The sequence below is a fragment of the Bradyrhizobium ottawaense genome (assembly GCF_002278135.3).
Taxonomy (GTDB): domain Bacteria; phylum Pseudomonadota; class Alphaproteobacteria; order Rhizobiales; family Xanthobacteraceae; genus Bradyrhizobium; species Bradyrhizobium ottawaense.
Genome location: NZ_CP029425.2, coordinates 8,407,815 through 8,434,217, shown reverse-complemented (window position 1 = coordinate 8,434,217; position 26,403 = coordinate 8,407,815). Strand labels below are relative to the sequence as shown.

20 protein-coding genes are annotated in these 26,403 nt (G+C 64.4%); 10 read left to right on the top strand and 10 right to left on the bottom strand.

Going from position 1 to position 26,403, the window contains the following annotated elements; translation table 11 throughout:
• Nucleotides 1-111: 111 nt before the first annotated feature.
• Nucleotides 112-681 carry a class GN sortase gene (locus CIT37_RS39425; RefSeq protein ID WP_038949532.1) on the bottom strand — a complete coding sequence of 190 codons (570 nt, stop codon included), beginning with the start codon at nt 679-681 and terminating at the stop codon, nt 112-114.
• Nucleotides 682-847: 166 nt separating this feature from the next.
• Nucleotides 848-3,109 (bottom strand): marine proteobacterial sortase target protein, encoded by a 2,262-nt coding sequence (locus tag CIT37_RS39420; RefSeq protein ID WP_095424982.1) that lies wholly within the window; start codon nt 3,107-3,109, stop codon nt 848-850.
• 186 nt (nt 3,110-3,295) lie between these two features.
• On the opposite strand from CIT37_RS39420, the gene CIT37_RS39415 reads away from it, so the two are divergent.
• Together CIT37_RS39415 and CIT37_RS39410 are read left to right on the top strand one after the other, a co-directional pair.
• Nucleotides 3,296-4,066 (top strand): helix-turn-helix domain-containing protein, encoded by a 771-nt coding sequence (locus CIT37_RS39415; RefSeq protein ID WP_038970711.1) that lies wholly within the window; start codon nt 3,296-3,298, stop codon nt 4,064-4,066.
• A gap of 48 nt (nt 4,067-4,114) precedes the next feature.
• Nucleotides 4,115-5,599: a glycosyltransferase family 2 protein gene (locus CIT37_RS39410; RefSeq protein ID WP_095424983.1), complete on the top strand. Its 1,485-nt coding sequence runs from the start codon at nt 4,115-4,117 to the stop codon at nt 5,597-5,599.
• 127 nt (nt 5,600-5,726) lie between these two features.
• On the opposite strand, the gene CIT37_RS39405 is transcribed toward CIT37_RS39410, so the two are convergent.
• Together CIT37_RS39405 and CIT37_RS39400 are read right to left on the bottom strand one after the other, a co-directional pair.
• Nucleotides 5,727-6,950 carry an ABC transporter substrate-binding protein gene (locus CIT37_RS39405; RefSeq protein WP_038970713.1) on the bottom strand — a complete coding sequence of 408 codons (1,224 nt, stop codon included), beginning with the start codon at nt 6,948-6,950 and terminating at the stop codon, nt 5,727-5,729.
• A 75-nt stretch (nt 6,951-7,025) separates the two neighbouring features.
• Nucleotides 7,026-8,576, bottom strand: coding sequence for an acyl-CoA synthetase (locus tag CIT37_RS39400; protein ID WP_038970716.1), 1,551 nt, complete (start codon nt 8,574-8,576; stop codon nt 7,026-7,028).
• A 266-nt stretch (nt 8,577-8,842) separates the two neighbouring features.
• Here CIT37_RS39400 and CIT37_RS39395 point away from each other — a divergent pair, with 266 nt between their 5' ends.
• The 8 genes from CIT37_RS39395 to CIT37_RS39360 all read left to right on the top strand — a co-directional run bounded on the left by CIT37_RS39395 (nt 8,843) and on the right by CIT37_RS39360 (nt 18,796).
• Complete coding sequence (locus CIT37_RS39395) at nt 8,843-9,979, top strand: acyl-CoA dehydrogenase family protein (protein WP_095424984.1); 1,137 nt, start codon at nt 8,843-8,845, stop codon at nt 9,977-9,979.
• 145 nt (nt 9,980-10,124) lie between these two features.
• A complete protein-coding gene (locus CIT37_RS39390; RefSeq protein WP_038970718.1) occupies nt 10,125-11,288 on the top strand; it encodes an acyl-CoA dehydrogenase family protein in 1,164 nt (387 codons plus the stop codon).
• Nucleotides 11,288-11,944, top strand: a complete 657-nt coding sequence (locus CIT37_RS39385; RefSeq protein WP_028139679.1) for a glutathione S-transferase family protein — start codon at nt 11,288-11,290, stop codon at nt 11,942-11,944. The genes CIT37_RS39390 and CIT37_RS39385 overlap by 1 nt, the downstream gene beginning before the upstream one ends.
• Before the next feature lie 231 nt (nt 11,945-12,175).
• Nucleotides 12,176-12,976 (top strand): helix-turn-helix domain-containing protein, encoded by an 801-nt coding sequence (locus CIT37_RS39380; protein WP_028139680.1) that lies wholly within the window; start codon nt 12,176-12,178, stop codon nt 12,974-12,976.
• A 199-nt stretch (nt 12,977-13,175) separates the two neighbouring features.
• A complete protein-coding gene (locus CIT37_RS39375; protein WP_028139681.1) occupies nt 13,176-14,042 on the top strand; it encodes a beta-keto acid cleavage family enzyme in 867 nt (288 codons plus the stop codon).
• A gap of 118 nt (nt 14,043-14,160) precedes the next feature.
• Entirely contained in the window at nt 14,161-15,777 is a 1,617-nt protein-coding gene (locus tag CIT37_RS39370; protein WP_038970720.1) for an acyl-CoA carboxylase subunit beta, read from the top strand.
• Complete coding sequence (locus CIT37_RS39365; RefSeq protein ID WP_038970721.1) at nt 15,774-17,750, top strand: acetyl-CoA carboxylase biotin carboxylase subunit; 1,977 nt, start codon at nt 15,774-15,776, stop codon at nt 17,748-17,750. The genes CIT37_RS39370 and CIT37_RS39365 overlap by 4 nt, the downstream gene beginning before the upstream one ends.
• 233 nt (nt 17,751-17,983) lie before the next feature.
• Nucleotides 17,984-18,796 carry a hypothetical protein gene (locus tag CIT37_RS39360; RefSeq protein ID WP_095424988.1) on the top strand — a complete coding sequence of 271 codons (813 nt, stop codon included), beginning with the start codon at nt 17,984-17,986 and terminating at the stop codon, nt 18,794-18,796.
• On the opposite strand, the gene CIT37_RS39355 is transcribed toward CIT37_RS39360, so the two are convergent.
• From CIT37_RS39355 to CIT37_RS39330, 6 genes are all read right to left on the bottom strand, one after another.
• Nucleotides 18,753-19,754: an ABC transporter ATP-binding protein gene (locus CIT37_RS39355; RefSeq protein WP_095424985.1), complete on the bottom strand. Its 1,002-nt coding sequence runs from the start codon at nt 19,752-19,754 to the stop codon at nt 18,753-18,755. The two genes, CIT37_RS39360 and CIT37_RS39355, sit on opposite strands and share 44 nt — an antisense overlap.
• Entirely contained in the window at nt 19,751-20,758 is a 1,008-nt protein-coding gene (locus CIT37_RS39350) for an ABC transporter ATP-binding protein (RefSeq protein ID WP_038946824.1), read from the bottom strand. The genes CIT37_RS39355 and CIT37_RS39350 overlap by 4 nt, the downstream gene beginning before the upstream one ends.
• Nucleotides 20,758-21,651: an ABC transporter permease gene (locus CIT37_RS39345; RefSeq protein ID WP_095424986.1), complete on the bottom strand. Its 894-nt coding sequence runs from the start codon at nt 21,649-21,651 to the stop codon at nt 20,758-20,760. Before CIT37_RS39345 ends, CIT37_RS39350 begins: the two co-directional genes overlap by 1 nt.
• Before the next feature lie 191 nt (nt 21,652-21,842).
• On the bottom strand, nt 21,843-22,790 hold the full coding sequence (locus CIT37_RS39340; protein WP_028139688.1) for an ABC transporter permease: 948 nt from the start codon (nt 22,788-22,790) through the stop codon (nt 21,843-21,845).
• Nucleotides 22,791-22,830: 40 nt separating this feature from the next.
• Nucleotides 22,831-24,429, bottom strand: a complete 1,599-nt coding sequence (locus tag CIT37_RS39335) for an ABC transporter substrate-binding protein (RefSeq protein ID WP_028139689.1) — start codon at nt 24,427-24,429, stop codon at nt 22,831-22,833.
• A gap of 416 nt (nt 24,430-24,845) precedes the next feature.
• Nucleotides 24,846-26,396, bottom strand: coding sequence for an AMP-binding protein (locus tag CIT37_RS39330; RefSeq protein WP_095424989.1), 1,551 nt, complete (start codon nt 26,394-26,396; stop codon nt 24,846-24,848).
• Nucleotides 26,397-26,403: the final 7 nt, after the last annotated feature.

Sequence of the window (26,403 nt, the reverse complement as noted above, 5' to 3'; positions counted from 1 at the left end):
AGGTCTCTGGTCGACGGCGCCAGTTCACGGTCGCGTCAAACGCGATGGACCGGCGTGTCCGGCGCGATTTGAGAGGGCTCGATCGTTCCCGGACGGGCCGATTGCGAACCGCTATTCACGCGCTTCGATCAAGGTGGCATGCATGACATAGCGCTCCGGCCCGGACGTAACGGCGTCGAACGGCCAGCAGGTCGTGAGCACAAGTTCCACACCCTGCGTCGAGGGATCGATGCCCGACGCGTCGAAACGGACAACGGCCGAAGAATCCGCCCGATAGCGAAAATGCCTGCCGTCACGGCGGGTGATCTCAACGATGTCTCCGACGGCAACATTCCGCAAGAAACGGAAATGTGTGTCACGATGCGCTGCGTATACGGCAACACCGCGCTCGCCCGCATCAGCCGTTCGGCTGATATGGCCCGGCCCGAAGGCAAGCGCCTGGCCGCTCGTACCTTCCAGCACGATCGCGCTGGCGCCTATCCGCTTCACCTCGATCCGCGCGACCGGCCAGGTATCGGCCCATGCCCATGGTTTGATCACCTCGCCCGTCGCAAGGCTCTTGTCGAACGCGCGCTCCAGCAGCACCTGCGCCAGCCACGCCTTGGCATGGATGTAGGCGCCGTCGCCGAACAGGATGAGGCCGATCAGTGCCAGAACCAGGGGAGATGAGAGGCGGGGCATGACATCTACTCTCGTCATTGCGAAGCAATCCAGATTGTCTGAACGGCGGCAGTCTGATTGCTTCGTGGCTTCGCTCCTCGCAATGACAGGAAAAAGACGCGCGCGGCCGTTGGTATGGGACGGGCAGCCGCGCGCGCTAACAGAGGAGTTCGGGGCGGCTCCTCTCTCAAGCGGCGTCGGTGAGCAAGAGCCGACGCCGGTTGAACACGAACAGGATCAGGGCGAGCACGATCAGGACCAGGCCTGCGATCATCTTCAGCTCGGCTGAAGTTGCTGTCTTGGGCAGACGGATCGCGTCGGGCGCTGCGGGGGTCGGACGCCGCGCGGCGGGTGAGGTGCTCGCATCGGCATGGCGTTCACGCAAGTGTGCCGGGACCTGCGGCCGTTCGCCGAACACCTTCTCGAAATCCCAGCCGGCGGGCAGGTTGATCGGCAATTCGCTGAGCTTGAGCGGCGCGCCTTCTGGCCGGCTCGGCGTCTTGTCGACGGCGACAAGGCTGGTCAGGCGCGTGACGATCTGATGGTCGAGCGCCAGCGCCAGGATCGCCTTGTCGGCCTCCTCGGGCGCGAGCTCCCGCATGGCGCGCGCCACTTCGGCATCGCCGATCTTGCGCTTGGCCCAGAGCTTTGACAGGCCATTGCCTTCGGCGGCATTTTGCAGCGGCAGCGTCACTGACCATGGACGGTCGTCGACGCGGCCCCTGATCTCGAGCGAGCCTGCGAGCTTGTCGAGCTTTGCTGCCAGCACCAGCGGCTCGTCGCGATAGACGTCCGGGATAATCGCCGGGGTCACGTCGGCGTTGGCCTCGGAGAATTTCGCGGTGAGGCCGGTGACGGCCGGATTTTCCAGCTTGGCGAACAAGCCGCGCATGCGCTCCTCCACCTGCTCGACGGAACCGATATGGGTGAAGGCACCACGGCCGAGCTCGGCGGCGCGGGTCATCAGATAGGTGTTCGGCGCCGAGCCGATGCCGACCATGAAGACGCGCGAGCGGCCGCGCATCGCCGTGATCGTTTCGAACAATTGCTGTTCGTTGCCGATTGCGCCGTCGGTCAGGAAAACGACCTGGCGAACCATGCCGGTGTCGCCGAGCTTGTCTGCCAGCGCGGCGCGCATTGCCGGCACCATCTCGGTGCCGCCGCGCGCCTGCAACGCGCTCACGAACGAGGTTGCCTCGCCGACATGGGCAGCGTCTGCCGTCACGGAGGTTGGAAACAGCATGTCCATGGTATCGTCGAAGCGAATGACGTTGAAACTGTCGGTCGGCTGGAGCCGGGACAGAGCGTAGGCGAGGCTCGCCTTGGCCTGGACGATCGACGTGCCGCCCATCGAGCCCGAATTGTCGATCACGAACACGACCTCACGCGGCAATGGCTTTTGTGTCGTCTGTTCGGCGCTGGGCGGAGTGACGAAGGCGAGCAGGTAGTCGGCGTCGCCGACATGTTCGCGGAACAGGCCGACCGATGGCGCCTTCTCGGCGGCGGCCTTCCAGGTCAGCTCGAAATCGCGGTCAGCCGGGACGGCGCCGTCGGCGAGCGTGATGACACGCGCCATGTTGTCCGGACTTTCGATCTTGACCTTATGGTGGTGGCTCTTGACCTCGCCGAGCGCGAAGCCGGCCTTCAGGCGCACCGTGATGCTGGTCGGATTGACCGGTGCATTCCTGGCGGGATCGAGCACAGGCGGCGAGAGGCGGTCGCGGTCCGGTACCGGGTCCGAGGTCGCCGCGCCCCAGCCCGATCCGTCCTTGCGGAAGTCGACGCTCTGCACGATCGGCGCCGGATTGTAGCGCGGTCCGACCACCAGCGGCAGACGCAGTGAATATTCGTTGCCGGATTGATGCACCGGCTCCTGATATTCGATCTGCACCAGCACGGTTTCGCCGGGGCCGATATTGGCGACCGAATTGGTAAAGATGTTCGGCCGCTCCTGCTCGGTGAGCGCGGCCCTCTGACCGGTGCGGCGTGCCTCTTCGTAGATCACGCGGGCCTGCTGGCGCTCCTTGATGTCGCCGACGATGACGCGGTCGCCGACCACCATCTTCAGCGTATCGACGGCGCCGCCGGTCGCGAGCGGATACACATAGGTTGCTTCGACCCAGTCCTTGGTCGGATTGCGGAAGATTTGGGTGACGCGCGCGCGCAGCGTCGGGCCCGAGACCGTGATGTCGACGTCGGTGCCGAGGCGGATCGCTTCGGTGGTGGCGCCATCCTCCTTCAGGAGAAGGGAGCCGGACTTGGCGTCGCCGGGCTGGAGCAGGCTGGCCTGCTCGTTCGTTGCCGACCAACTGGTTCCGAAGCTGACGAGCAGGGCCACGAAGGCCATCAGCATCACCGCGATGCCCTGCGCGAGAAGAAACAATCCGAGCTTGATCAGCCCCTTCAACATGGGGTGCTCGTCGTTGTCGGCTATGTCGTAGGTGTCCATTGGCCTGCTCCCGGAAGGACGTTTGCTGGCTCTGAGCATTCGCTGGGAGGGGCCGATTTCGCGAGCAGAATGATCGGTCATGTTCCGCCGCGGCCGGCCCGGGCAGGCCGCCGTGGGGCGCCCATGTGCGGTTTTGTGCTGGTTTGTCCGCCCTGCTAGAATGGCCGTGCTGGAGCAGGGTTAGCGATGCAGATGCAGGATAAACTCACCGACAAGCAGCTTTCGGACGAGCAGAGCCGCGAGATCGCCGAGACCATTCGCGAGGAGCTCGCCAGACGCCGGATCTCCCGGCAGACGCTGGCCGAGCAGGCCAAGCTCAGCCTGTCGACGCTGGAGAAGGTGCTCGGCGGCCGGCGGCCGTTTACGCTGGCGACGACGGTCCGGCTGGAGCAGGCGCTGGGCGTCTCTTTGCGCAAGGGCCCCGTCGTGGCGGCGCCTCAGGCCGCCAACGATGTCGCTCCCGACAGTCTCGGCTCCTATGCGCATCGCGCCGTGACCTGGCTCGAGGACGTCTACATCACGCTGCGGCCGTCGTTCGGCGACAAGGACGCGATCTTCGCTTACCGCACCGAGATCGTCTGGGAGCCGAAGGTGTCTTCGCTGGTCTTTCGGGAGGGCGATCGCACCGATACCGCCTACGAGCATACCGGCGAGGTCGCCGTCCCGCATCAGTCAGGCTTCATCTACCTCGTCATCATCAAGCACGGCCAGCACCGCGTGATCACGGTGTCGCGGCCGACGGTCGCCGGCGAGATGTACGGCATCATCTCGACGCTCCGCGCGGGGCCTGGTTCACAGCTCACGCCGATCGCAGCACCGATCGCCTACGTACCGCTCCGGAACGTCCCGAAGCCGTCGCTGGGGAGGGTCGGGCCCGGCGACGCCAACCATGCGTTGTACGGAAAGCATCTGCGCCGCACGGTGGAAGAATCCTTCGCACTGTTTCTGTCGGTATAGTCCGCAAGAAAGAATCCGGAATGGCGTTGCCTGCGTCTATAAGGGGGTATGCAGAACGCGCGCGCCCCATGCATCGGCGAATCTCCGCTGTTCTCCATCATCATCCCGCTCGAATATCACCGCGGGCAATGGGAGCTGTCCTGGCTCGGTTGGACGTCGCAGACCGCAGATAGATCGCTTTACGAAATCATCCTGGTGGTGCCGCCGGACTTCGCCGCGCGCGAGGAGCTGAAGGTGCTGGCTGGCGACCAGGCGCGCCTGGAATTCACCGCTTCGGATCACGACATCGGGCTCTGCGCATTTGGCGCCGCCAAGGCCCGCGGCAGTTATCTGTTCTTCACGGAGTCGCATTGCTGGCCCGAGCCCGAAGTAATCGAGCTGTGCATCCGCGCGATCGACGCGCATCCCGACTGGGCCGCCTTCTCCTGCCGCTCGGTGCCGATTTGCCATAACAGGCTCTCGGAAGCCGAGGCCACAATGTACCAGGCCGACATCGAATTCGGCATGAAGCAGCATCCCTGGCGCAAGGTGCTCGATCAGTGCTTCGTGACGCGGCGTGACGTCTATTGGGAATGCGGAGGCCTGCGCGAGGAGCTCGGCCATTTTGCTGAATGGGTGCTGGCCGCGGCCTATCACGCGAGAGGTCACGCCATCGGTTATCTGGAGGAGGCGCGCTTCCATCATTATTACATCGGCGAAATCGGCGAGCTCAAGACCTTCACGCTCGATTTCGTCGAGGGCGAGATCCGATATCTCAGCGAGGCGCGCCGCGAGCCCGGCAGCGAGCTGCTCGAAGTTCCAGTCGAATGGGTCGAATGGGCCGGATTCGACGTATCGCTCGCCCGCGCTGCGTCGAATGCGCTCCTGCATTACTGCTTTGCAGGCCGCGGCTGGAGGCCGCCTGGGGAAAAACTGCGCGCCTTCTGGCATTGGGGTGCACTGGCTCTGTGCGGCGATCTTCCGGCGCGCTTCGCCGCGCGCCTGGCCGTCCTGCAATCGCATTTCGGTCTGCGCGCGCTGACGATGATCGGATCGAGCGAAGCGATCGCGCGATGGATGAGACGCTACATCGCCTCGCTGATCCATCTGCAGCGGCTCGAATGCATTCGTCGCATTCGCGGCCATGCCGGGCCGGCGGTGAAATTCCTGGGAGATCGCGTTCTCGGGCAAGCCGGATTCCATGCCCTCGAATCGTCAGCGGGGCACACCTTCCGCTGGAGCGAGCCCCAGGCCGCCGTTCGCATCCAGGGGGGCGCGGGCCGCAACACCGTTCGGATCCGAAGTCCCGCCTTGCGCGCGCCGCTGCGCGAGATCGGTGTGCATTTCTATCTCGACGGCGTGCACGTTGATGCCTCCGCGATCGCAATCGGCCCTGATAGCTATACGATGGACCTCGATCTGCCGCCCTCGGGCATCGCCATCCTGGCATGGTCCTGCCCCGAGTTGAGGGGGATTGGCGATTCCCGCCGCCTTGGTCTTTCCGTGGCATCCATCGAGGTGAGCCAGGATGCCGGAGCTTCAATTTCAGCCTAGAGCCTGATCCGGAAAAGTGCCTGGCGGGTTTTCCGAGAAGACCATGCTCAAACCACGACCTGAAGCGCGATGACGATCCATCCTGATCGCATCGCGCTTTGGTCAGACGAGGTTGGCCGGCGTCGAGCTAGCCTCCGGTTTCGGCGCTGATGATATCGCCGAACAGTTCCCACTGACCCTTCTTGAAGCGCCACATCTTGAGCTGCTCGATCGGCGCGAAGTCCGTGGCCGAGGTGTTGATCTTGATCCCCGGGATCAGCGTGTCGGGGACGAAGTCCTTGAGACTGGCGGCCTGCTTCATCACGTTCTCTCGGGTCAGGTTGTCGCCCGACTGCTTCAGCACCTGCACCATCGTCTGGGCCGCGGCGTAGGCGTAAACCAGATTGGCGTCCGAAATGTTCGCGCCGGGCATGTACTTGTCGATGAAGGTCATGAACTTCTTCATGCCCTCGTCGTCCTTCCACTGCGGATCGGAGGCGTCCTTCAGATAGCCGGCCGACAGCACGCCTTCAGATGCCTCGATGCCGGCTGGCTTCATTACCGCGCCGATCGACACCGAGACGTCGGTCATCAAATGCATCGGCTTCCATTCCAGCTCCGCGATCTTCTTGATGGCCTGCGCCGCGAATTTGGGGGTGGCGATGTTCACGAAAACATCGGCGCCGGTGCCCTTGAGCTTGACGATATGGGCGTCGATCGACGGTTCCGACGTCTCGTAGCTCTCTTCGGCCACGATCAGCTTCGATGCCTTGTCACCGAACACGTCCTTGATGCCGGCGACGTAGTCCTTGCCGAAATCGTCGTTGGCATAGAAGATCGCGACCTTCGCGTCCGGCTTCTCCTTCAGAATGTACTTGGCGAAGATCTGGGCCTCGACCCGATAGCTGGGCTGGAAGCCCATGGTCCAGGGAAAATTCTTCGGGTCGTTCCACTTGCTGGCGCCGGTGGCGAGGAACAGCTGCGGCACCTTCTTGGCATTGTGATATTTCTGCACAGCGGTCTGGGTCGGGGTGCCCAGCGCGTTGAAGATCAGGAACACCTCGTCGCTCTCGATCAGCTTGCGGACCTGCTCCACGGTCTTGGGCGGCGAATAGCCGTCATCGTAGGAGATCCAGTTGATCTTGCGGCCGTTGATGCCGCCCTGATCGTTGACCATCTTGAAGTAGGCCTCCTCGGTCTTGCCGATGATGCCGTAGGCGGAAGCGGGACCGGAATAGGCCTCGACATTGCCGATCTTGATCTCGGTGTCGCTGGCGCCGGTGTCGTATTTCTTCTGCGCGAAAGCACCCTGGGTGGAGAGCAATGTCAGGGCAGTTGCCGCGGCGAGCAGGACGAGTTTCTTGTTCTTCATGGAAATTCCTTGGGGTTTCTTGTTGGGTAGGGCAGGCACTTCAAAAAGAAAAAGCGCCCGCGAGGGGCGCTTGGGTCAGGCGTTGGCGACTTTCCTGTCGACTTCGGAGGCCACCGAGAACTCCTTGCGCAAGGTCGGCTTGTGGATCTTGCCCGTGGCGTTGCGGGGCAGCGCGTCGACGAAGCGGATCTGGCGTGGACATTTGAAGCGCGCCAGATTGGCCGCGCAATGCGCGAAGACATCGGCGTCGGTCAGCTTTTGGCCCGACTTGACCGCGACGATGGCCAGGCCCACTTCGCCCCATTGCGGATCGGAAATGCCGATCACGGCGGCCTCGGCGACGGCCGCGAGCTGGTGCAGGACGTTCTCGACCTCGGCCGGATAGACGTTCTCGCCGCCGGAGATGTACATGTCCTTCCAGCGGTCGACGATGTAGTAGAAGCCCTCTTCGTCGACGCGCGTCGCGTCACCGGTGTGCAGCCAGCCGTCGGTGAAGGAGGTCTTGTTCGCCTCCGGCCTGTTCCAGTAGCCCGGGGTGATGTTCGGCCCCTTGACCCAGAGCTCACCGAGCTCGCCGACATCTGCATCGCTGCCGTCGGGGCGCACGATGCGCACTTCGGTGTGCAGCACGGGCTTGCCGGCGGAGCCGGCCTTGCGCGCCGCATCCTCGCGGTCGAGCACCAGCACGGCCGGCGAGGTCTCGGTCATGCCGTAACCCTGCTGAAGCGCGACGCCGCGCGCCTCCCAGACTTTCAAGAGCGGTACCGGCATCGCCGCGCCGCCGACGCCTCCGACGATCAGCCGGCCGAGATCGGTCGTTGGGAAAGCGGGGTGTTGCGCCATGAACTGGTAGATCGCGGGCACGCCGAAGAACACGTTGATGCCCTGTGCGGGATCGTTGATCAGGCCGAGCGCGGTACCGGGATCGAACGCGCGCATGATCATCACGGTGCCGCCGGCATGCAGCACGGGATTGGTGTAGCAATTCAGCCCGCCGGTGTGGAACAGCGGCAGCACGGTGAGCAGAACCGAGGACGGTCCGATACAGGCGGGACCGCCGAGATTGACGCAATTCCAGAAGGTCATGCCATGGGTGATGGTCGCGCCCTTCGGATGTCCTGTCGTGCCCGACGTGTACATGATGGTCGAGACGTCATCGAGCGTGACCTGCTCGATCGCCTCGAGCGCCTTTGCGCCGGCGATGCCGGCCTCATAGGACCCGCCGGGTCCGAGCAGCAGGCTGGTCGCGATGCCGCACAGCTTTGCGACGGCAAGCCCCGTCTCGGCGAGATCGGTGTCGTGGATCATCACCTTCGGCGCGCAATCGCCGGTGATGAACTGAAGCTCGGGAACGGTGAGGCGGGTGTTCAGCGGCACGAAGATCGCGCCGAGGCGGCCGCAGGCGAACTGGACCTCCAGCGTATCGGTCGTGTTCAGCGCCAGCACCGCGACACGGTCGCCGCGTGCGACGTTCAGCGTGTGGCGCAGGAAAGAGGCGAGGCGCGAGACTCGGGCGTCAAGCTGCGCATAAGTGAAGCGGCGCTCGCTCGCGAGGTCGATCACCGCGACCTTGTCAGGCGTGCGGCGGCCATGATGAATGATCCAGTCGTAGTAACGAACGGCCAAGAATTCCTCCATCGGCGGTCTTTGCCGCCTGCATCCGTATTGCCGTGCACCATGCCCGGCGTGGTCCTGGGGACCAGCCGGAGTTGGTGCATCGACGTCTTTTTTGACTTGGAGTTGGCGCGCGAGGGGTCAAAATCGTCTTGCGTTGAGTTGCTAGGCCATGGCCTGCGCCGCAGTGGTTCTTCGGTCAGCCACTCTGCGCAAGTGAGCCGCCGATGTTCCGGCCATGGTGAACGAGACGAATCCGTCCGCGAGGCGAGACTGCGATGAAGAGCCCGTTCTATACCGCCGAGCACGATGCCTTCCGCGAAATGATGCGCCGCTTCGTCGAGAAGGAGATCTCCCCGTTCGCCCATGAGTGGGACGAGGCCGGCGAATTCCCCCGCGAGCTCTATCGCAAGGCGGCCGGGATCGGTCTGTTGGGGCTGGGATTCCCTGAGGAATATGGCGGGATCGCCGCCGACCAGTTCATGAAGATCGTGGCGAGCCAGGAATTGGCGCGGGCGGGCGCCGGAGGCGTCAGCGCCAGCCTGATGAGCCACACCATCGGCTCGCCGCCGATCGCGCGGGCAGCGCGGCCGGAGGTGAGGGCACGCGTGCTGCCGCAGGTGCTGTCAGGCGACAAGATCTCCGCGCTCGCGATCACCGAGCCGGGCGGCGGCTCCGATGTCGCGAACCTCGCCACAAGGGCGCGACGTGACGGCGATCACTACGTCGTGAGCGGTGAGAAGACCTTCATCACCTCGGGGATGCGCGCCGACTATCTGACCGTTGCTGTGCGCACGGGCGGGGAAGGTGCCGGTGGAGTCAGCCTGCTCCTGATCGAGGGCGACACGCCCGGCCTGTCCAGGACCAAGCTTAAGAAGATGGGCTGGTGGGCATCCGACACGGCGACGCTGCATTTCGACGAATGCCGCGTGCCGACCGAAAACCTGATCGGCGAGGAGGGCCAGGGCTTCAAGATCATCATGCAGAATTTCAACAGCGAGCGCATGGGCATGGCGGCCGGCTGCACCGCCTTCGCCCGGGTCTGCCTCGACGAGGCCGTCGCCTACGCCAGGGAGCGCAAGTCTTTTGGCAAGCCGCTCGCGCAGCATCAGGTGATCCGTCACAAGATCGTGGACATGGCGCAGAAGGTCGCCGCAAGTCAGGCGATGCTGGAAATGCTGGCGTGGCGGCTCGAGCAGGGCGAGAGCCCGGTCGCGGAAATCTGCATGATGAAGAACCAGGCGACGCAGACAATGGCGTTCTGCGCCTCGGAAGCCGTACAGATTTTCGGCGGCGCCGGTTTCATGCGCGGCATCAAGGCCGAACGCATCTACCGCGAGGTCAAGGTCAACGCCATCGGCGGCGGCACCGAGGAGATCATGAAGGATCTGGCCAGCCGGCAGATGGGGTTGTGACGGACGCCGTCATTCCGGGGCGACGCGAAGCGTCGAGCTATGGTGCGCAATTGCGCACCTGAGAATCCATCGGGCTCCAGACTCCGTAGAGAAATGGATTCCGGGTTCATCGCTGCGCGATGCCCCGGAATGACGAGAGGACAAAATGCTATTCACCGCCGACCACGACGACATCCGCCGTTCCCTGCAAAAGTTCATCGCCAATGAGATCAACCCTCATGTCGATGACTGGGAGAAGGCCGACATCTTCCCGGCGCACGAGCTGTTCAAGAAGATGGGCAGCCTCGGCTTCCTCGGCCTGAACAAGCCCGTGGAGTTCGGCGGCTCCGGCCTCGACTACTCCTATGCGCTGATGATGGCGGAGGAGCTGGGCGCCATCACCTGCGGCGGCGTGCCTATGGCGATCGGGGTGCAGACCGACATGGCGACGCCGGCGCTGGCGCGGTTCGGCTCGGACGAGGTGCGCCGCGAGTTTCTCGCGCCCTCGGTCTCGGGAGACTTCGTCGCCTGCATCGGGGTCTCCGAGCCGGGCGCAGGCTCCGACGTCGCCTCGATCAAGACCCAGGCACGCTCCGACGGCGATGACTACGTGATCACCGGCGGCAAGATGTGGATCACCAACGGCACCCAGGCCGACTGGATCTGCCTGCTCGCCAACACCGGCGATGGGCCCGTTCATCGCAACAAGTCGCTGATCTGCGTGCCCATGAAGGCCAAGGGTGTCACTGTCGCGCGAAAACTCGACAAGATGGGCATGCGCTCATCCGACACCGCACAGATCTTCTTCGACAATGTCCGTGTGCCCAAGCGCAACCGGATCGGCGAGGAGGGCAAGGGCTTTACCTACCAGATGATCCAATTCCAGGAGGAGCGGCTCTGGGGCGCGGCGGCTTGTCTTAAGGCGCATGAATACATTATCGATCAGACCATCGAATATACCCGCAACCGCAAGGCCTTCGGCCAGAGCATCCTCGACAACCAGGTCGTGCACTTCAAGCTGGCGGAGATGCAGACCGAGGTCGAGCTGCTGCGCGCGCTGATCTATCGCGCCGCCGAGCAGCTGGTCGCAGGCGGGGACGTGACCAAGCTTGCGACCATGGCCAAGCTGAAGGCCGGCCGGCTCGGCCGCGAGCTCACCGACGCCTGCTTGCAATATTGGGGCGGAATGGGCTTTACCAACGAGACGCCGGTCAGCCGCGCCTATCGCGACAGCCGCCTGACCTCGATCGGCGGCGGTGCCGACGAGGTCATGCTGATGGTCTTGTGCAAGATGATGGGCACGCTGCCCGGCAGCAAAGGAAGCTCTTGATGATCACGCTCTATCATTGCGACGCCGCGCGCTCGTTCCGTCCGCTCTGGATGCTGGAAGAGATGGGGCTGCCGTATGAGCTGAAGATGCTGCCGTTCCCGCCGCGGGTCTTCGCCAAGGAATATCTGGCGCTCAATCCGCTCGGCACGATTCCCTTCATGGTCGACGGCGAGACGAAGATGACCGAATCCTCCGGCATCTGCCACTATCTCGGCATCAAGCACGGCCCGACGCCCCTGATGGTCGGCCCGGAAGATCCCGCCTATGGCGCGTTCCTGAACTGGATGTATTTCAGCGACGCCACGTTAACCTTCCCGCAGACGCTGGTGCTCCGATACACCCAGCTCGAGCCGGAGGAGCGGCGCAATCCGCAGGTCGCCGGCGACTATGCAAAATGGTTCCTGGGCCGGTTGCGCGCCGTCGAGGCAGCGACGGCCAATGCCGAAACATTGTGCGCCGGCCGCTTCACCGCCGCTGACATTGTCATCGGTTATGCGCTTCGGCTGGCCGACAATATCGGGCTCGCCAAGGATTTTGGGCCAAATGTCGCAGCCTATTGGGCGCGCCTGCAGCAGCGGGACGGTTTCAAGCGTGCGGTTGCTGCGGAACAGAAGGCTGGCGCCGAGCAGAATGTTGCACCGCGCGTGAGGGCGTAAGGACGCGTCATTCCGGGCGATGCGGAGCATCGACTATGGTGCGCCGTTGCGCACCTGAGAATCTCGAGGTTCCCCGGTGCGCAATTGCGCACCTGAGGTTCGGTCCTATCGACCGCCCCGGAACGACTCGCTGTGTCTTTTGACAGCGCTATCCCGTCGTGACAGCGCCCAAATTTCCGCTAAGGTGACCTCCGTCCGCAGCGGCCAGAGAGCCGCGCGAGGAGGATCCCAATGGAAGATAAAGGTCGCGAATCCGACCATCTGATGCTGATCACGCCGGAGCGGGTATTCTATGCCGGGCTGCTCGGCCGCCCTCGCAAGCGGACCCCCGGCTGCTGCCATATCTACGTCGCGGTGAAAGGCAGCCTGCATCTGACGATCGACGACGTCCACACGTCGGACGAATTGATCGTGACCCTGCCGAACCAGCGCCACACCATCGCCAGCGACTATCGCACCGTGATCAGCGTGACGCTGGAGCCGGAAAGCATGCCGGATGGCGTGATCGAGGCTTTGGCCGAGCGGCTGCGAGGGCCGGACAAGGCTCTCTATGCCCGCAAGATCCTCGCCGCTTACGCGTTGCTGCGCCAGCGCCGCTATGGCGACATCACCACCGCCGAATTCGACGAGATGTGCTTTGGCGAGGCGCTCGCCCGCCGCGTGCTCGATCCGCGCGTGACCCGGGCGGTCGCCCGCATCGAGCGTTTCTCGGGCGAGCCGGTGACGGCCGATACCTGCGCGGCGGAGGCGGGGCTCTCGGCCTCGCGCTTCCTGCATCTGTTCAAGGAGGAGACCGGCATCTCCTTCCGCTCCTTCCGCGCCTGGAAGCGCGCGCGGCATTTGCTGCACTTCGCCAACCAGGACCTCAACCTCGCCCATCTCGCGCAGGACATCGGCTATCCCGACTCGACGCATTTCAGCCATTCAATCCGCCGCTTCTACGGATTGAAGCCGCGCGCGATCTTCGTCGGCTCGCGCGACCTTGCGATCTATCGCAGCACGGAGACGGTGCGGCTCGCGGAGGCGAGTTAGGCTCGCTCTCGTAGGGTGGGCAAAGGCGCTCTTGCGCCGTGCCCACCACCTCTCGGCAACTGGCAAAGATGGTGGGCACGCTTCGCTTTGCCCACCCTACGAATTCGTCGTGTTTTCCAGCTTCTCCGCGCAAGAAGCCGCATGCCGCCCATCCCATGATCGCCAACGTTGAATTCTCAACGTGCGAGACATCCAAGGCATGAGCGACAAGGCCGTCATCACCTGCGCGCTGAACGGCGTGCTCACCGACCCGAAGCAGCACAATGTCCCCGTGACGCCCGAGCAGATGGCGCGCGAAGCCAGGGCTGCGTTCGATGCCGGTGCGTCCGTCATGCACATCCACCTGCGCCAGCAGGCGCCGGGCAAGGGACATCTGCCGTCCTGGGAGGTGAGCGTCAGCAGGGAGATCCAGCAGGCGATCCGCGAAGCCTGTCCCGGCGTGATCATCAATCACACCTCGGGCGTGTCAGGACCGAACTACTCCGGCGCGCTCGACTGCATCCGCGAGACCAAACCGGAGATCGCCGCCTGCAATGCCGGCTCGCTGAATTATCTGAAGGTCAAGGCCGACAACACCTGGGCCTGGCCACCGATGATGTTCGACAACGCGGTCGAGAAGGTGAAGGACTATCTCGACGTCATGAATGCGGTCGGCACCATCCCCGAGTTCGAATGCTTCGACGTCGGCATCGTCCGCTGCGTCGGCATGTACACCCAGGTCGGCATGTACAAGGGACCGCTCGAATATAATTTTGTGATGGGCGTCGCTTCGGGAATGCCTTCGGACCCGGAGCTGCTGCCGATCCTGATCAAGCTGAAGCGTCCCGAGGCGCATTTTCAGGTCACCGCGATCGGCCGCGAGGAAATCTGGCCGCTGCACCAGCGCTGCGCCGAGCTCGGCGGCCATCTGCGCACCGGTCTCGAGGACACCTTCTATCTCGCCGACGGCAAGAAGGTGACGTCGAACGGCCAGCTGATCGAAGCCGTCGCTGCCTGCGCCCGCCGTGCCGGCCGCGAGATCGCGAGCCCCGCCGAGGCGCGGAAGATCTTTGGGACGAACAGGTAAGCCACACTCCGTCATTCCGGGATGGCCGAAGGCCATGCCCGGAATCCATAGCCACGATCGGGAGTATGGATTCCGGGCTCGCGCTCCGCGCGCCCCGGAATGACGGGCAGGAGCACTAATGTCTACCATCGAAAACACCATTTCCCCCGGCAGCGCCGCCTACCACGCCAACCGCGACGGCATGCTCGGCCTCATCGACCGCATGCGCGCGCTGGAAGAGCGCACCCGCGCGGCGTCGGCCGCAGCCAAGGATCGCTTTCACAAGCGCGGGCAGTTGTTGCCGCGCGAGCGCGTCGCGCTGGTGCTCGATCCCGGTGCGCCTTTCATCGAGCTGTCGACGCTCGCCGGCTACATGTTCGATGTACCGGACGCGACCAAGAGCGTGCCCGGCGGCGGCGTCATCGGCGGCATCGGCTTCGTCTCGGGCATCCGCTGCATGGTGAGCGCCAGCGATTCCGGCATCGATGCCGGCGCGCTGCAGCCTTACGGCCTCGACAAGACGCTGCGGGTGCAGGAGCTCGCGCTGGAGAACAAGCTGCCCTATGTGCAACTGGTCGAAAGCGCCGGCGCCAACCTCTTGCGCTACCGCGTCGAGGATTTTGTCCGCGGCGGCAACATCTTTCGCAATCTCGCGCGGCTCTCCGCGGCAGGACTGCCCGTCGTCACCGTCACGCACGGCTCATCCACCGCTGGCGGCGCCTATCAGACCGGCCTGTCCGACTACATCGTCATGGTGCGCGGCCGTACCCGCGCCTTCCTCGCCGGGCCGCCGCTGCTGAAGGCCGCGACCGGTGAGATCGCGACCGAGGAAGAGCTCGGCGGTGCCGAGATGCACACGCAGGTCTCCGGTCTCGGCGACTATCTCGCCGAAGACGATCGCGACGCGTTGCGTATCGCGCGCGAGATCATGGCGGCGCTGCAATGGGAACGCCCGGGCAGGACAGCATCGGAATTCAAGCCGCCGCGCTACGACCAGGACGAGCTGCTCGGCATCATGCCGATGGACCATAAGCGCTCCGTCGACATGAAGCAGGTGATCGCACGCATCGTCGACGATTCCGATTTCACCGAGATGGCGCCGAATTACGGTCCGGCCACCGTCTGCGGCCACGCCCGCATCGAAGGACAGGCGATCGGCATCATCACCAACAACGGGCCGCTCGATCCCGCCGGCGCCAACAAGGCGACGCATTTCATCCAGGCGTGCTGCCAGACCCGCACGCCGATCCTCTATCTCAACAATACCACCGGCTACATGGTCGGCAAAGCCTACGAAGAAGCCGGCATGATCAAGCACGGCTCGAAGATGATCCAGGCAGTGACCTCGGCGACGGTGCCGCAGATCACCATCTATTGCGGCGCCTCGTTCGGCGCCGGCAATTACGGCATGTGCGGCCGCGGCTTCCATCCGCGTTTCTGCTTCTCCTGGCCCAACGCCAAGACCGCCGTGATGGGCGGCGAGCAGGCGGCCGAGACAATGGCTATCGTGACGGAAGCGGCTGCCGCGAGGCGCGGAAAGCCGGTCGAAAAGGAAAAACTCGACGCGATGAAGGCGCAAATCATCGGTGTGTTCGACGGCCAGATGGACGTGTTCTCCACCAGCGCCCGCGTGCTCGACGACGGCGTGATTGACCCGCGCGACACCCGCGCGGTCCTCTCCGAAGTGCTCGCGATCTGCCGCGAGGGTGACGCACGGACGCCCCAGCGCATGCAGTTTTCGGTGGCCCGCCCATGAGGAACGGATCAGTGCAGCACCGGCCGTTCTTCAGGGTCCTGGTCGCCAATCGTGGCGAGATCGCACTGCGCGTGATGCGCAGCGCGCGACAGCTGGGCCTCGGCGTCGTCGCGGTCTATTCGGATGCGGATCGCGACGCACTCCACGTGCAACAGGCCGACCAGGCCGTGCGCATCGGCGAAGCCCTGCCGGCGCAATCCTATCTCAACATCCCCGCGATCATCGCCGCGGCGAGAGCGAGCGGCGCAGATGCCGTTCATCCCGGCTATGGCTTCCTCGCCGAGAACGAGGATTTTGCGCAAGCCTGCAAGGATGCGGGTCTCGTCTTCATCGGTCCCTCGCCGCAGGCGATCGAGGCGATGGGCAACAAGGCCGGCGCCAAGGAGATCATGAAGAAGGCCGGCGTTCCCTGCGTGCCCGGCTATCAGGGCGCCGAGCAGGGTGACGAGGTCATGCTCGCGGAGGCCAAAAAGATCGGCTTCCCCGTGATGATCAAGGCGGTCGCCGGCGGCGGCGGTCGTGGCATGCGGCTCGTCATCGACGCGGCCTCGTTCCCTGATGCCCTGCGCAGCGCGCGATCGGAGGCGAAAGCGGCGTTCGGCGATCCCACCGTCATCCTCGAGCGCGCGATCCAGAACCCGCGCCACATCGAAATCCAGGTGTTCGGCGACAGCCACGGCAACGCCATCCATCTCGGCGAGCGCGACTGTTCGGTGCAGCGGCGGCACCAGAAGCTGATCGAGGAGGCACCGTCGCCCGCCGTGACGCCGGAGTTGCGCGCGAAAATGGGCGAGGTCGCGGTATCGGCGGTGAAGGCGCTGCGTTACGAGGGCGCCGGCACGCTGGAATTCCTGCTCGATGCGAGCGGCGCGTTCTACTTCATGGAGATGAACACGCGTCTCCAGGTCGAGCATCCCGTGACGGAGGCGATCACCGGGCTCGATCTGGTCGAGCTGCAGCTGCGCGTCGCGCGTGGCGAGCAATTGCCGGTGAAGCAGCAGGACATCAAGTTCTCCGGCCATGCCATCGAGGTGCGGCTCTGCTCGGAGGATGCCGGGCACGACTTCATGCCGCAGTCGGGCCGCATGGCGCGCTGGCAGGTGCCTGATGGCATCCGCGTCGAGCACGCGCTGCTATCGGGTTCGGAGATCCCGCCGTTCTACGATTCCATGATCGCCAAGGTGATCAGCCATGGCGCCACGCGCGAGGAGGCGAGGGGGCGGCTGGTCGTCGGCCTTGAGCAGCTCACGGCTTTCGGCGTGACGACTAATCAGGCGTTCCTGATGTCCTGCCTGCGTCATCCCGGCTTTGCCAAGGGTGAGGCGACGACAGCCTTCATCGGCGCGCATCGCGACGAGTTGCTGGCACCGCGCGCGAACGCGGCATTCGACATGGCGCTGGCGAGCCTGCTGCTCTACGTCACCAACCCGCGCACACCGTCATGGCAGGGCGGGCGGAGCCTCGCCGCCACCTTTCCGTTGCCAGCGAAAATCGAGATCGCCGGTCAGACATACGAACTCGAAGTCACGCGCGAGCGCGATGGTAGTTACACTGTCGCCGCCGACGGCCGGCAAGACAAGTTCGAGATCGACCAACTCGATTCCGACGCCGTCCGCTTCCGCCACGATGGCGTGATGGACAGCGCAAAGTTCTTGCGCGACGGCGACCGGCTCTACCTCCAGCACCGCGGCATCCCGCTCGCGGTCACCGATCTCACCCTCGCCGCGCCGAAGGCCGCCGCAGCCAACGGCGGTGACGGCAAGGTGCGCGCCGCCATGAACGGACGCGTCGTCGCCGTGCTGGTCAAGCCGGGTGACCGTGTCAAAGCCGGCCAACCGGTGCTGACGCTGGAAGCGATGAAGATGGAGCACGTCCACAAGGCCGGCGTCGACGGCGTGGTGGCGGCGATCGACGTCGCCGAAGGCGAGCAGGTGACGACGGGCAGGATCGTCGCCGAGATCGGGGCAGGTTAGCGCAACGAACGGGGCAAAGGCGCAAAGTGCCGTGCCCGCCATCGATGTTCAAAAGTGGTGGAGCGGCATCGTCGGCAGGCTCCGCTTTGCCGCCCTACGGCACCTCGCGTGCGGTAAAAATTCCCTATTATTTCAGTTGCTTAATTGCGTACTGGCGCAAGGGGGAAATTCAATTTGAACGGTTTTCATTTTCGGGCTACATATATTGAACATTGTTCAATTTTGGAGCCGGCATGTTGCGCCCAAATGATCCCGCCCAAGCGACCAATCCGACGCTCCCGTCGGTATCCCGACGCTTCTCGTTCGCCGCCCCACAACTCCGCGAGAGATACCTGATTGGGGCCCTCAGCGTTCTGACGCTGTCGGTACTCCTCGCTCCCGCGCTGCCCGCCGCCGCTTGGCACGTCCCGCACTTCGTCGACAGTCGCACCTGGCTCGGTGTGCCCAACGCCGGCGATGTGCTGAGCAATCTCGCCTTTCTCGCGATGGGCGTCTGGGGTTCGGAGCGGCTGCGCGCCCGCCATGATGCGCCTGTGGGTGCAAGTTGGCTTTTCGTCGGCCTGATCCTCACCTGCCTGGGATCTGGCTTCTATCACCTGGACCCCGACATGCCGCAACGCCTTGTGGCCGATCGTCTCGGTATGGCGGTGGCGTTCGCGGGCTTTCTGGGCATCGCAGCCAGTGAACGCATCAGCGTGCGTGCCGGCGAGGCGGTGCTGGTCCTGATGATGATGGCCGGCCTGTTAGCTGCCTGGGTGGCGCGCGAGAATCTCACGCCATGGGTGGTCGTGCAGTTCGGCGGCATGGCACTTGCCGTGGGACTGGCGTTGACGCGGCCGCGGCCTGGCGCGCTCGGCGTGCCGCTCGGTGGCGTGATCTTCTTTTATGTGCTGGCGAAGCTTTTCGAATTCGGTGACGCGCTCATTTTCGAAGCGACAGGGCACATCGTCTCGGGCCACACGCTCAAGCATGTCGCTGCCGCCTTGGCGGCGTGGCCGGTAATCAGGTCGTTGGCGCCAACTGGCTCCGCCCCGTGCCCTCATTGAGCAGACACGCGACCTGATGCCCGTCGCCCGCGTCCAGCAGCGCCGGTCGCTCGGTCTTGCAACGCTCCATCGCATATCGGCAGCGGGTGTGAAACGCGCATCCGGGCGGCGGATTGACCGGGCTCGGCACATCCCCGTCGACCAGCGGCGCGAGCTTCTTCGCCAGCGGGTTGGCAACCGGCACCGAGGCGAGCAGCGCTTGCGTGTAGGGATGCCTGGGATTGCGAAACAGCTCGTCCTTGCCTGCGATCTCGACGATGCGGCCGAGATACATCACGGCGACGCGATGGCTGATATGAGCGACCACGGCGAGATCGTGGGCGATGAAGAGGTAGGAGAAGCCGTGCTGGCGCTGCAGGTCGATCAGCAGATTGATCACCTGCGCCTGGATCGACACGTCGAGCGCGGACACCGGCTCGTCGCAGACGATCAGGCGCGGCTCGAGTGCGAGCGCGCGCGCGATGCAGATGCGCTGGCGCTGGCCGCCGGAGAATTGATGCGGGAAGTTGTGCATCTGGTCGGCTCGCAAGCCCACCTGCTCGAACAGCGTTGCGACCCGCGCATCCAGCGCCTTGCCGCTGGCGAGCCCGTGCACCGCCAGCGGCTCGCCGACGATGTCGCCGGCGGTCATGCGCGGATTGAGCGAGGCGAACGGGTCCTGGAAGACGATCTGCATCGAACGCCGGTGCGGGCGCAGTGCCGCCTTGGACAGATGGGTGATGTCCTCGCCGTCGAGCCGGATCTGGCCCGAGGTCGGCTCGACCAGCCGCAACACGCTACGCGCCACCGTCGACTTGCCGCAACCGGATTCGCCGACGAGCCCGAGCGTCTCGCCGGCATGAACCGAGAACGAGACGCCGTCGACCGAGTGCACGGTGCCGACTTGCCTGCGCAATACGCCGGCGCGCACCGGGTAGTGCTTCTTGAGGTTGGTGACTTCGAGCAGAACTTCGCTCATGCCACCTCCGCGACTTCAGCCGCACGCCAGCAGGCTGCAAGATGTCCGCCGCCCCAATCCGCCAGCGGCGGATACTCGGCCTCGCAGCGCTTGATTGCGAGCTTGCAGCGCGGTGCGAAGGCGCAGCCCTTCGGCAGCCGCACCAGCGACGGCACGGTGCCGGGAATTTCATTGAGCCGAGCCTGCGCCGGGACGCCGGCCGCCGGCACGGCCGGGATCGACGCCATCAGCCCGCGCGTATAGGGATGTTTTGGCGCGGCGAACAGCGCTTCGACGCTGGCTTCCTCGACCTTTCGGCCCGCATACATCACGATCACGCGTTGCGCGGTCTGCGCGACCACGCCGAGATCATGCGTGATCAGCACGAGCCCGGTGCCGAGCTCCTTCTGCAGGTCGAGGATAAGCGCCAGGATCTGCGCCTGGATGGTGACGTCGAGCGCGGTGGTCGGCTCGTCCGCGATCAGCAGCGCCGGCCGGCAGGCCAGCGCCATCGCGATCATCGCGCGCTGGCGCATGCCGCCGGAGAGTTGATGCGGATATTCCTTCGCGCGTCGCGCCGGCTCGGGAATGCGCACCAGGCGCAGCATCTCCACGGCGATATTCCGGGCTTCCTTGGCCGGGATGTTCCGGTGCAGCCGCACCGCCTCGACGATCTGGTCGCCGATCCGCATCACCGGATTGAGCGAGGTCATCGGCTCCTGGAAGATCATGGAGATGCGGTTGCCCCTGACGGCACGCATCTCCGCCTCATCCAGCGCCAGCAGGTCGGTGCCTTCGAGCGAAATCGAGCCGCCGACGATGCGGCCGGGCGGATCGGGCACCAGCCGCATCAGCGACAGCGCCGTTACGCTCTTGCCGCAGCCGGATTCGCCGACGATCGCCAGCGTCTCGCCGCGCTTCACGGTAAAGGAGAGGTCGTCGACGGCTTTGAACAAACCGGAATTGGTGAAGAACACCGTTTTCAGGTTCTTCACTTCGAGCACAAGGTTGGATTTGTCCGTCATCAGCCGCGCTGCCTCGGATCCAGGATGTCGCGCAGGGCGTCGCCGAACAGGTTGGCGCCGAACACGGCGAGGCTGATCGCAATGCCCGGGAAGATCACCAGCCACGGCGCGGTGCGGACATATTCGGCGGCGGACTCGGAGAGCATGCGGCCCCAAGACGGATAAGGCTCGGGAATGCCGAGGCCGAGGAAGGAGAGGGAAGCTTCCGTCAGGATGGTCGAGCCCAGCTGCGCGGTCGCAAGCACGATCAGCGGCGCCAGCGTGTTCGGCAGTACGTGGCGGAGCGCGATGCGCACTTCGCTCATGCCGATCGACTTGGCGGCTTCGATAAAGGGGAGTTCGCGCAGCGCCAGCGTGTTGGCACGGATGACGCGCGCGACCGTCGGGATCAGCGGAATGGCAATCGCAATGATCACGTTCGGCAGCGACGGGCCGAGTGCCGCCGTCATCACCAGCGCCAGCACCAGCAGCGGCAGCGCCTGGAGGACGTCGGAGACGCGCTGGAACACGAGATCGACCCAGCCGGAGAGATAGCCGGAGGTCAGGCCGACGATGACGCCGATCGTGCCGCCGAGCGCGGTCGAGCCGATCCCGACCGCAAGCGAGATCCGCGCGCCGTGGATGATGCGGCTGAACACGTCGCGGCCGAAGGAGTCCGTTCCCATCCAGTGCGTCAGGCTCGGGCGGGCCAGAGCGCGGGCCGAATCGATCGACAGGGGATCATAGCGCGCGATGAAATCGGCGAAGATGGCGGTGAACACGAACACGGTCATGATGACGAGGCCAGCGGCGCCCAGCACATGCCGCTGTGCCAGATACAGCACGCGGCGCCAGCCTCCGGTCGCATAGGCGCCGGCGCGTCTCAGTTCAACGTCATAGTCGATCGCGGCCATGTGAACTCTATCTTCCCCCTCTCCCCGCCTGCGGGGAGAGGGTAGGGGTGAGGGGGGCTCTCCGCGGGGGAGGTGGGAGTTGGACTCGCGGAGACTCCCCCTCACCCGGATTGCTGCGCAATCCGACCTCTCCCCGCAGGCGGGGAGAGGTGAAGGAGAGCGCACATACTGTGTGAGAGAAGGTCATGCGGCTAATCCGTGTACCTGATGCGCGGATCGAACACGGCGTAGAGCATGTCGACGATGAAATTCGCACTCACCACCACGACGGCGATCAGCATCACGAGGTTCTGCACGATCGGATAGTCGCGCCAGCGGATCGCCTCGACCAGGAAGCGGGCGACGCCGGGGATGTTGAACACCGTCTCGGTGACGATCAGGCCGCCGATCAGGAACGCCGCCTCGATGCCGATCACGGTGATGACGGGCAGGATCGCGTTCTTCAGCGCGTGCTGATAGTTCACGGCGGCATCGGAGGCGCCCTTGGCGCGCGCGGTGCGGATGTAGTCCTGCCGCAGCACCTCCAGCATCGAGGACCGCGTGATGCGCATGGTCAGCGCCGCGCTGCGGAAGCCGACGGCGGCGGCGGGCACGGCATAGGTTGCGAACGCCTCGAGCCAGGTCTGCGGATTCGGATTGAAGATCGGCATCTGGCCGAACATCGCCACCGACGCCGTGAGGATGAGCAGGCCGAGCCAAAACGAGGGCAGCGACAAGCCGCTCAAGCTGACGACGCGCAAGGCGTAATCCAGCCGCGTGCCTTGCTTCACCGCGCTGATGACGCCGAGCGGAATGCCAATCGAGACCGAGAACAACAGCGCAAGGCCGGCGAGCCGCGCCGTGATCGGGATCCGCGGCAGGATCTCCTGGAGCGCCGGCTTCTCGGAGACGTAGGAGTAACCAAAGTCGCCGCGCAGAAAACCGCTGATCCAGTGCCAATACTGCACGATCAGCGGCTGGTCGATGCCGAGCTCCTTCTCCAGGTTGGCCTTGTCGGCGGGATCGACATAGCCGGCCGCGGCGAACAGGATGTCGACGATGTTGCCGGGCACGATGCGCAGCAGGAGGAAGATGACGATCGAGATCCCGAACAGGGTCACGAGCATCAGGAACAGGCGTCGCACCAGATAGGCAAACATCCTTCGCCCTCCGCGAGCCGCTACTCTCCAGCCTGCCGCGCTACTTGTCGAGCCACGCGTCCTCGTAGCGAAAGCCGTTATAGGAGCTGTTCGACATGATCGTGATGCCCTTGACGTAGGGCTGCCAGCAGGTGCCGGCCCGTGCATGGAAGATGATCGGACGGGCGACATCCTCCTGCAGCTTCTTGTCGATATCCCAGACCAGCGGCTTGCGCTTGCTGGTGTCGGTCTCCTGCGATTGCACGTCGAACAGCTTCTCGATCTCCTTGTTGCAGTAATTGGTGTAGTTCCGCTCCGAGCCGCAGGAATAGTTTTCGTAGAAGGACTGGTCGGGATCGTCGACGGAATTGCCGGTCAGATTGAGGCCGAGCATGTAGTCCTTGCGCGCGACTTTCGGGAACCAGTTCGCGGTTTCGACGACGTCGAGCTCGCCGTCGATATAGATGCTCTTGAGCTGGTCGATCAGGATCACGGCGGGGTCGCGATATTCCGCGAGATTGCGCGTCGAGACCTTCACCGCGAGGTGCTTGTCGGGGCCGTAGCCCGCCTTCTGCATCAGTTTCTTCGCTTCCTCGCGGTTCGCGTTCACGTCCCGGCCATAGCCCGGAATGGTCTCGAGCTTGTCCTTGGGCATGCCCCAGACGCCTTGAGGCAGTGGCAGCATGGTGCCGCCGATGTCGGCCTGGCCTTCGAACAGGATATCGACGAACGCCTTGCGGTCGAGTGCCATCGCCATCGCGCGGCGAATATCGATGTTGTCGAACGGCGCGGAGGTCGAATTGACGATGATGTTGGTCGAAACGTTGGTCGGCTCGACGACGCAAGTCGCGTTCGGCGCCTGCGACTTGATGTCCTTCAGGAGCGGGATCGTGATGTGCGTCGGGAAGGTCATGTCGAACTTTCCGGCGACGAAAGCGAGGATCGCGGTCGATCGGTTCGTGATGATCGTGTACTCGATGCCGTCGAGATAGGGCAGGCCCTTCTTCCAATAGTCCGGATTTCGCGTCAGCTTGATCGATTCATTGGCCTTGAACTCGACGAACTTGAACGGTCCGGTACCGACCGGATGGGTGCGCATGTCCGCGGGCGAGACGTGGCAGGGATAGATCGGCGTATAGCCTGACGCCAGCATCGCCAGCAGCGACGGCTGTGGCCGCTTCAGGTCGAAGGAGACCTCGAAATCGCCACTCGTCGTGATCTCGTTGACTTCATTGTACCAGGCCTTGCGCGGATTTTGCCGAAGCTTCTGCTGCGATTTGCCCATCAGGAGATCGAAGGTGCATTTGACGTCGGCCGATGTGAACGGCTTGCCGTCATGCCATTTGACACCCTGGCGCAGCTTGAATGTCAGCTTCTTGTTGTCGTTGCCCCAGGACCAGCTTTCGGCCAGCTCGGGCCGGAGGGTATCAGGGCTGTTCTGCGCGATGTGCTGGTCGTAAATGACGAGATTATTGAAGACGCCCATGAACGGCACGTTGACCGAATAGGTCGCGCCCTCGAGGATCGATGCGTTGGCCGGGCTGTCGCGGTGATACATTCGCAGGACGCCGCCCTGCTTGGGCTCGCCGGCGAGCGTGGTGGTTGAGGCCGTCAGCACAGATAGCGCCGCCATTGCGGCGAGCGCCCACACGCTCCGCATGCTCATCCTCCCTGGACATCAGTCTTTTTGGCCCTTGCGGCCTGTTTGTCGCGACGATAGCACGCGAGTTGAGGGAGGCAACCGGTAAGGCCGCATGCCGCCTCGACAATTCGGATGACGGAAGGCCGCAGGTTATCATGCTCACGATGTGAGAGTGCAGGTGCGAAGAGATGGTTCCTGCGGTGATGTTGCGCGATGCAGAATCAACGAACTCACTGTCGTCCCGGACAAGCGAAGCGCAGCTCCGGGACCCATAGCCACAGGGAGACGTTTGGCGAAGACTCGGGGTGACCTGCTCGCCCTACGACTATTCCCTGTGGTTATGGATCCCGGGTTCGCGACTTCGTCGCGCCCCGGGACGACACCATTTGTTTGGACGCGTCTCGCGCATATCGCCCGCGAGTGGAGCGACGCCCTCACACGATCCTCGACGCCTTGTTTCCCCAATACCGGTCCCGCAGCAGGCGCTTGTACAACTTCCCCGTCGGCAGCCGCGGCAATTCCTTCTCGAAATCGACCGAGCGCGGCACCTTCTGTCGCGACAGCGATTTTGCGCAGAATGCGATCAGCTCTTCGGCGAGCGCCTCGCCCGGCACGACATCAGGCATCGGCTGCACCACCGCCTTCACCTCTTCGCCGAGATCGGGATTGGGCACGCCGAACACCGCGGCGTCGGCGACCTTCGGATGGGTGATCAGCAAATTCTCGCATTCCTGCGGGTAGATGTTCACGCCACCGGAGATGATCATGAAGGTGGCGCGATCGGTGAGGTAGAGGAAGCGGTCGGCGTCGACATAGCCGACATCGCCGACCGTGCTCATGCTGCCGTCGGCCGAGCGCGCCTCCCTGGTCTTCTCCGGATCGTTGAAATATTCGAACGGCGAGGCGGTCTTGAACCAGACCTGGCCGGGCGTGCCGGTCGGACATTCCCGCATGTTCTCGTCGAGGATGTGGAGATCGCCGAGCAGCACCTTGCCGACGGTGCCGCGGTGGCTAAGCCATTCCTCGCTGTTGCAGGCGGTAAAGCCGAGGCCCTCCGTCGCGCCGTAATATTCGTGAATGATCGGCCCCCACCATTTGATGATGTCGTCCTTGACCAGCGCCGGGCAGGGCGCGGCGGCGTGGATCGCGATCTCCAGCGAGGACAGGTCGTAGCGGCCGCGCACCTCCGCCGGCAACTTCAGCATGCGCGAGAACATGGTCGGCACCAGCTGGGTGTGGGTGATGCCCCACCGCTGGACGAGTTCGAGGTAACGCTCGGGATCGAAACTCTCCATGATGATCACGGTGCCGCCCATGCGGACCGTGAGGTTCACGGCCGCCTGCGGCGCCGAGTGATAGAGCGGGGCAGGCGAGAGGTAGACCATGCCCTCGCGGTAGTGCCAGAGCTTGGTGAGGAAATCGAACAGCGGCAGATTATGCTTCGGCGGCTCCTCCGGCAGCGGCCGCAGAATGCCTTTCGGCCGTCCCGTCGTGCCGGACGAATAGAGCATGGCGGTGCCGAGCCACTCATCCGCGATCGATGTTGCCGACATCTCCGCGGTGACGTCCGCAAGTCCGACGATGCGCTCGCTCTCGCCGGGGCCGTCGGCGACGATGCAGAGCTTGATGTCGGGGCAGGCCTTGATCGCCTCGCGGGCGATGTCGAGCTTCGCCACCGAGGTGATCAGGATCTTGGACTGGCTGTTGACCAGCAGATAGGCGAGCTCGCCCGGCGTCAGGAACGAGTTGATGCAGGTGTAGTACAGCCCGGAGCGTTCGCCGGCGCCGCAGGCCTCCAGATAGCGCGAATTGTTCTCCATGAAGATCGAGTAGTGGTCGAGCCGCTTCAAGCCGTGCTTGCGGAACAGGTGGGCCAGCCGGTTGCTGCGCGCATCGAGCTCGCGATAGGTGACGGCCTCGCCTGTGGCCGCCATGATGAAGGCGGGCTGCAGCGGGCGTAGGCGGGCATGCTGACCTGGGTACATCTATCCT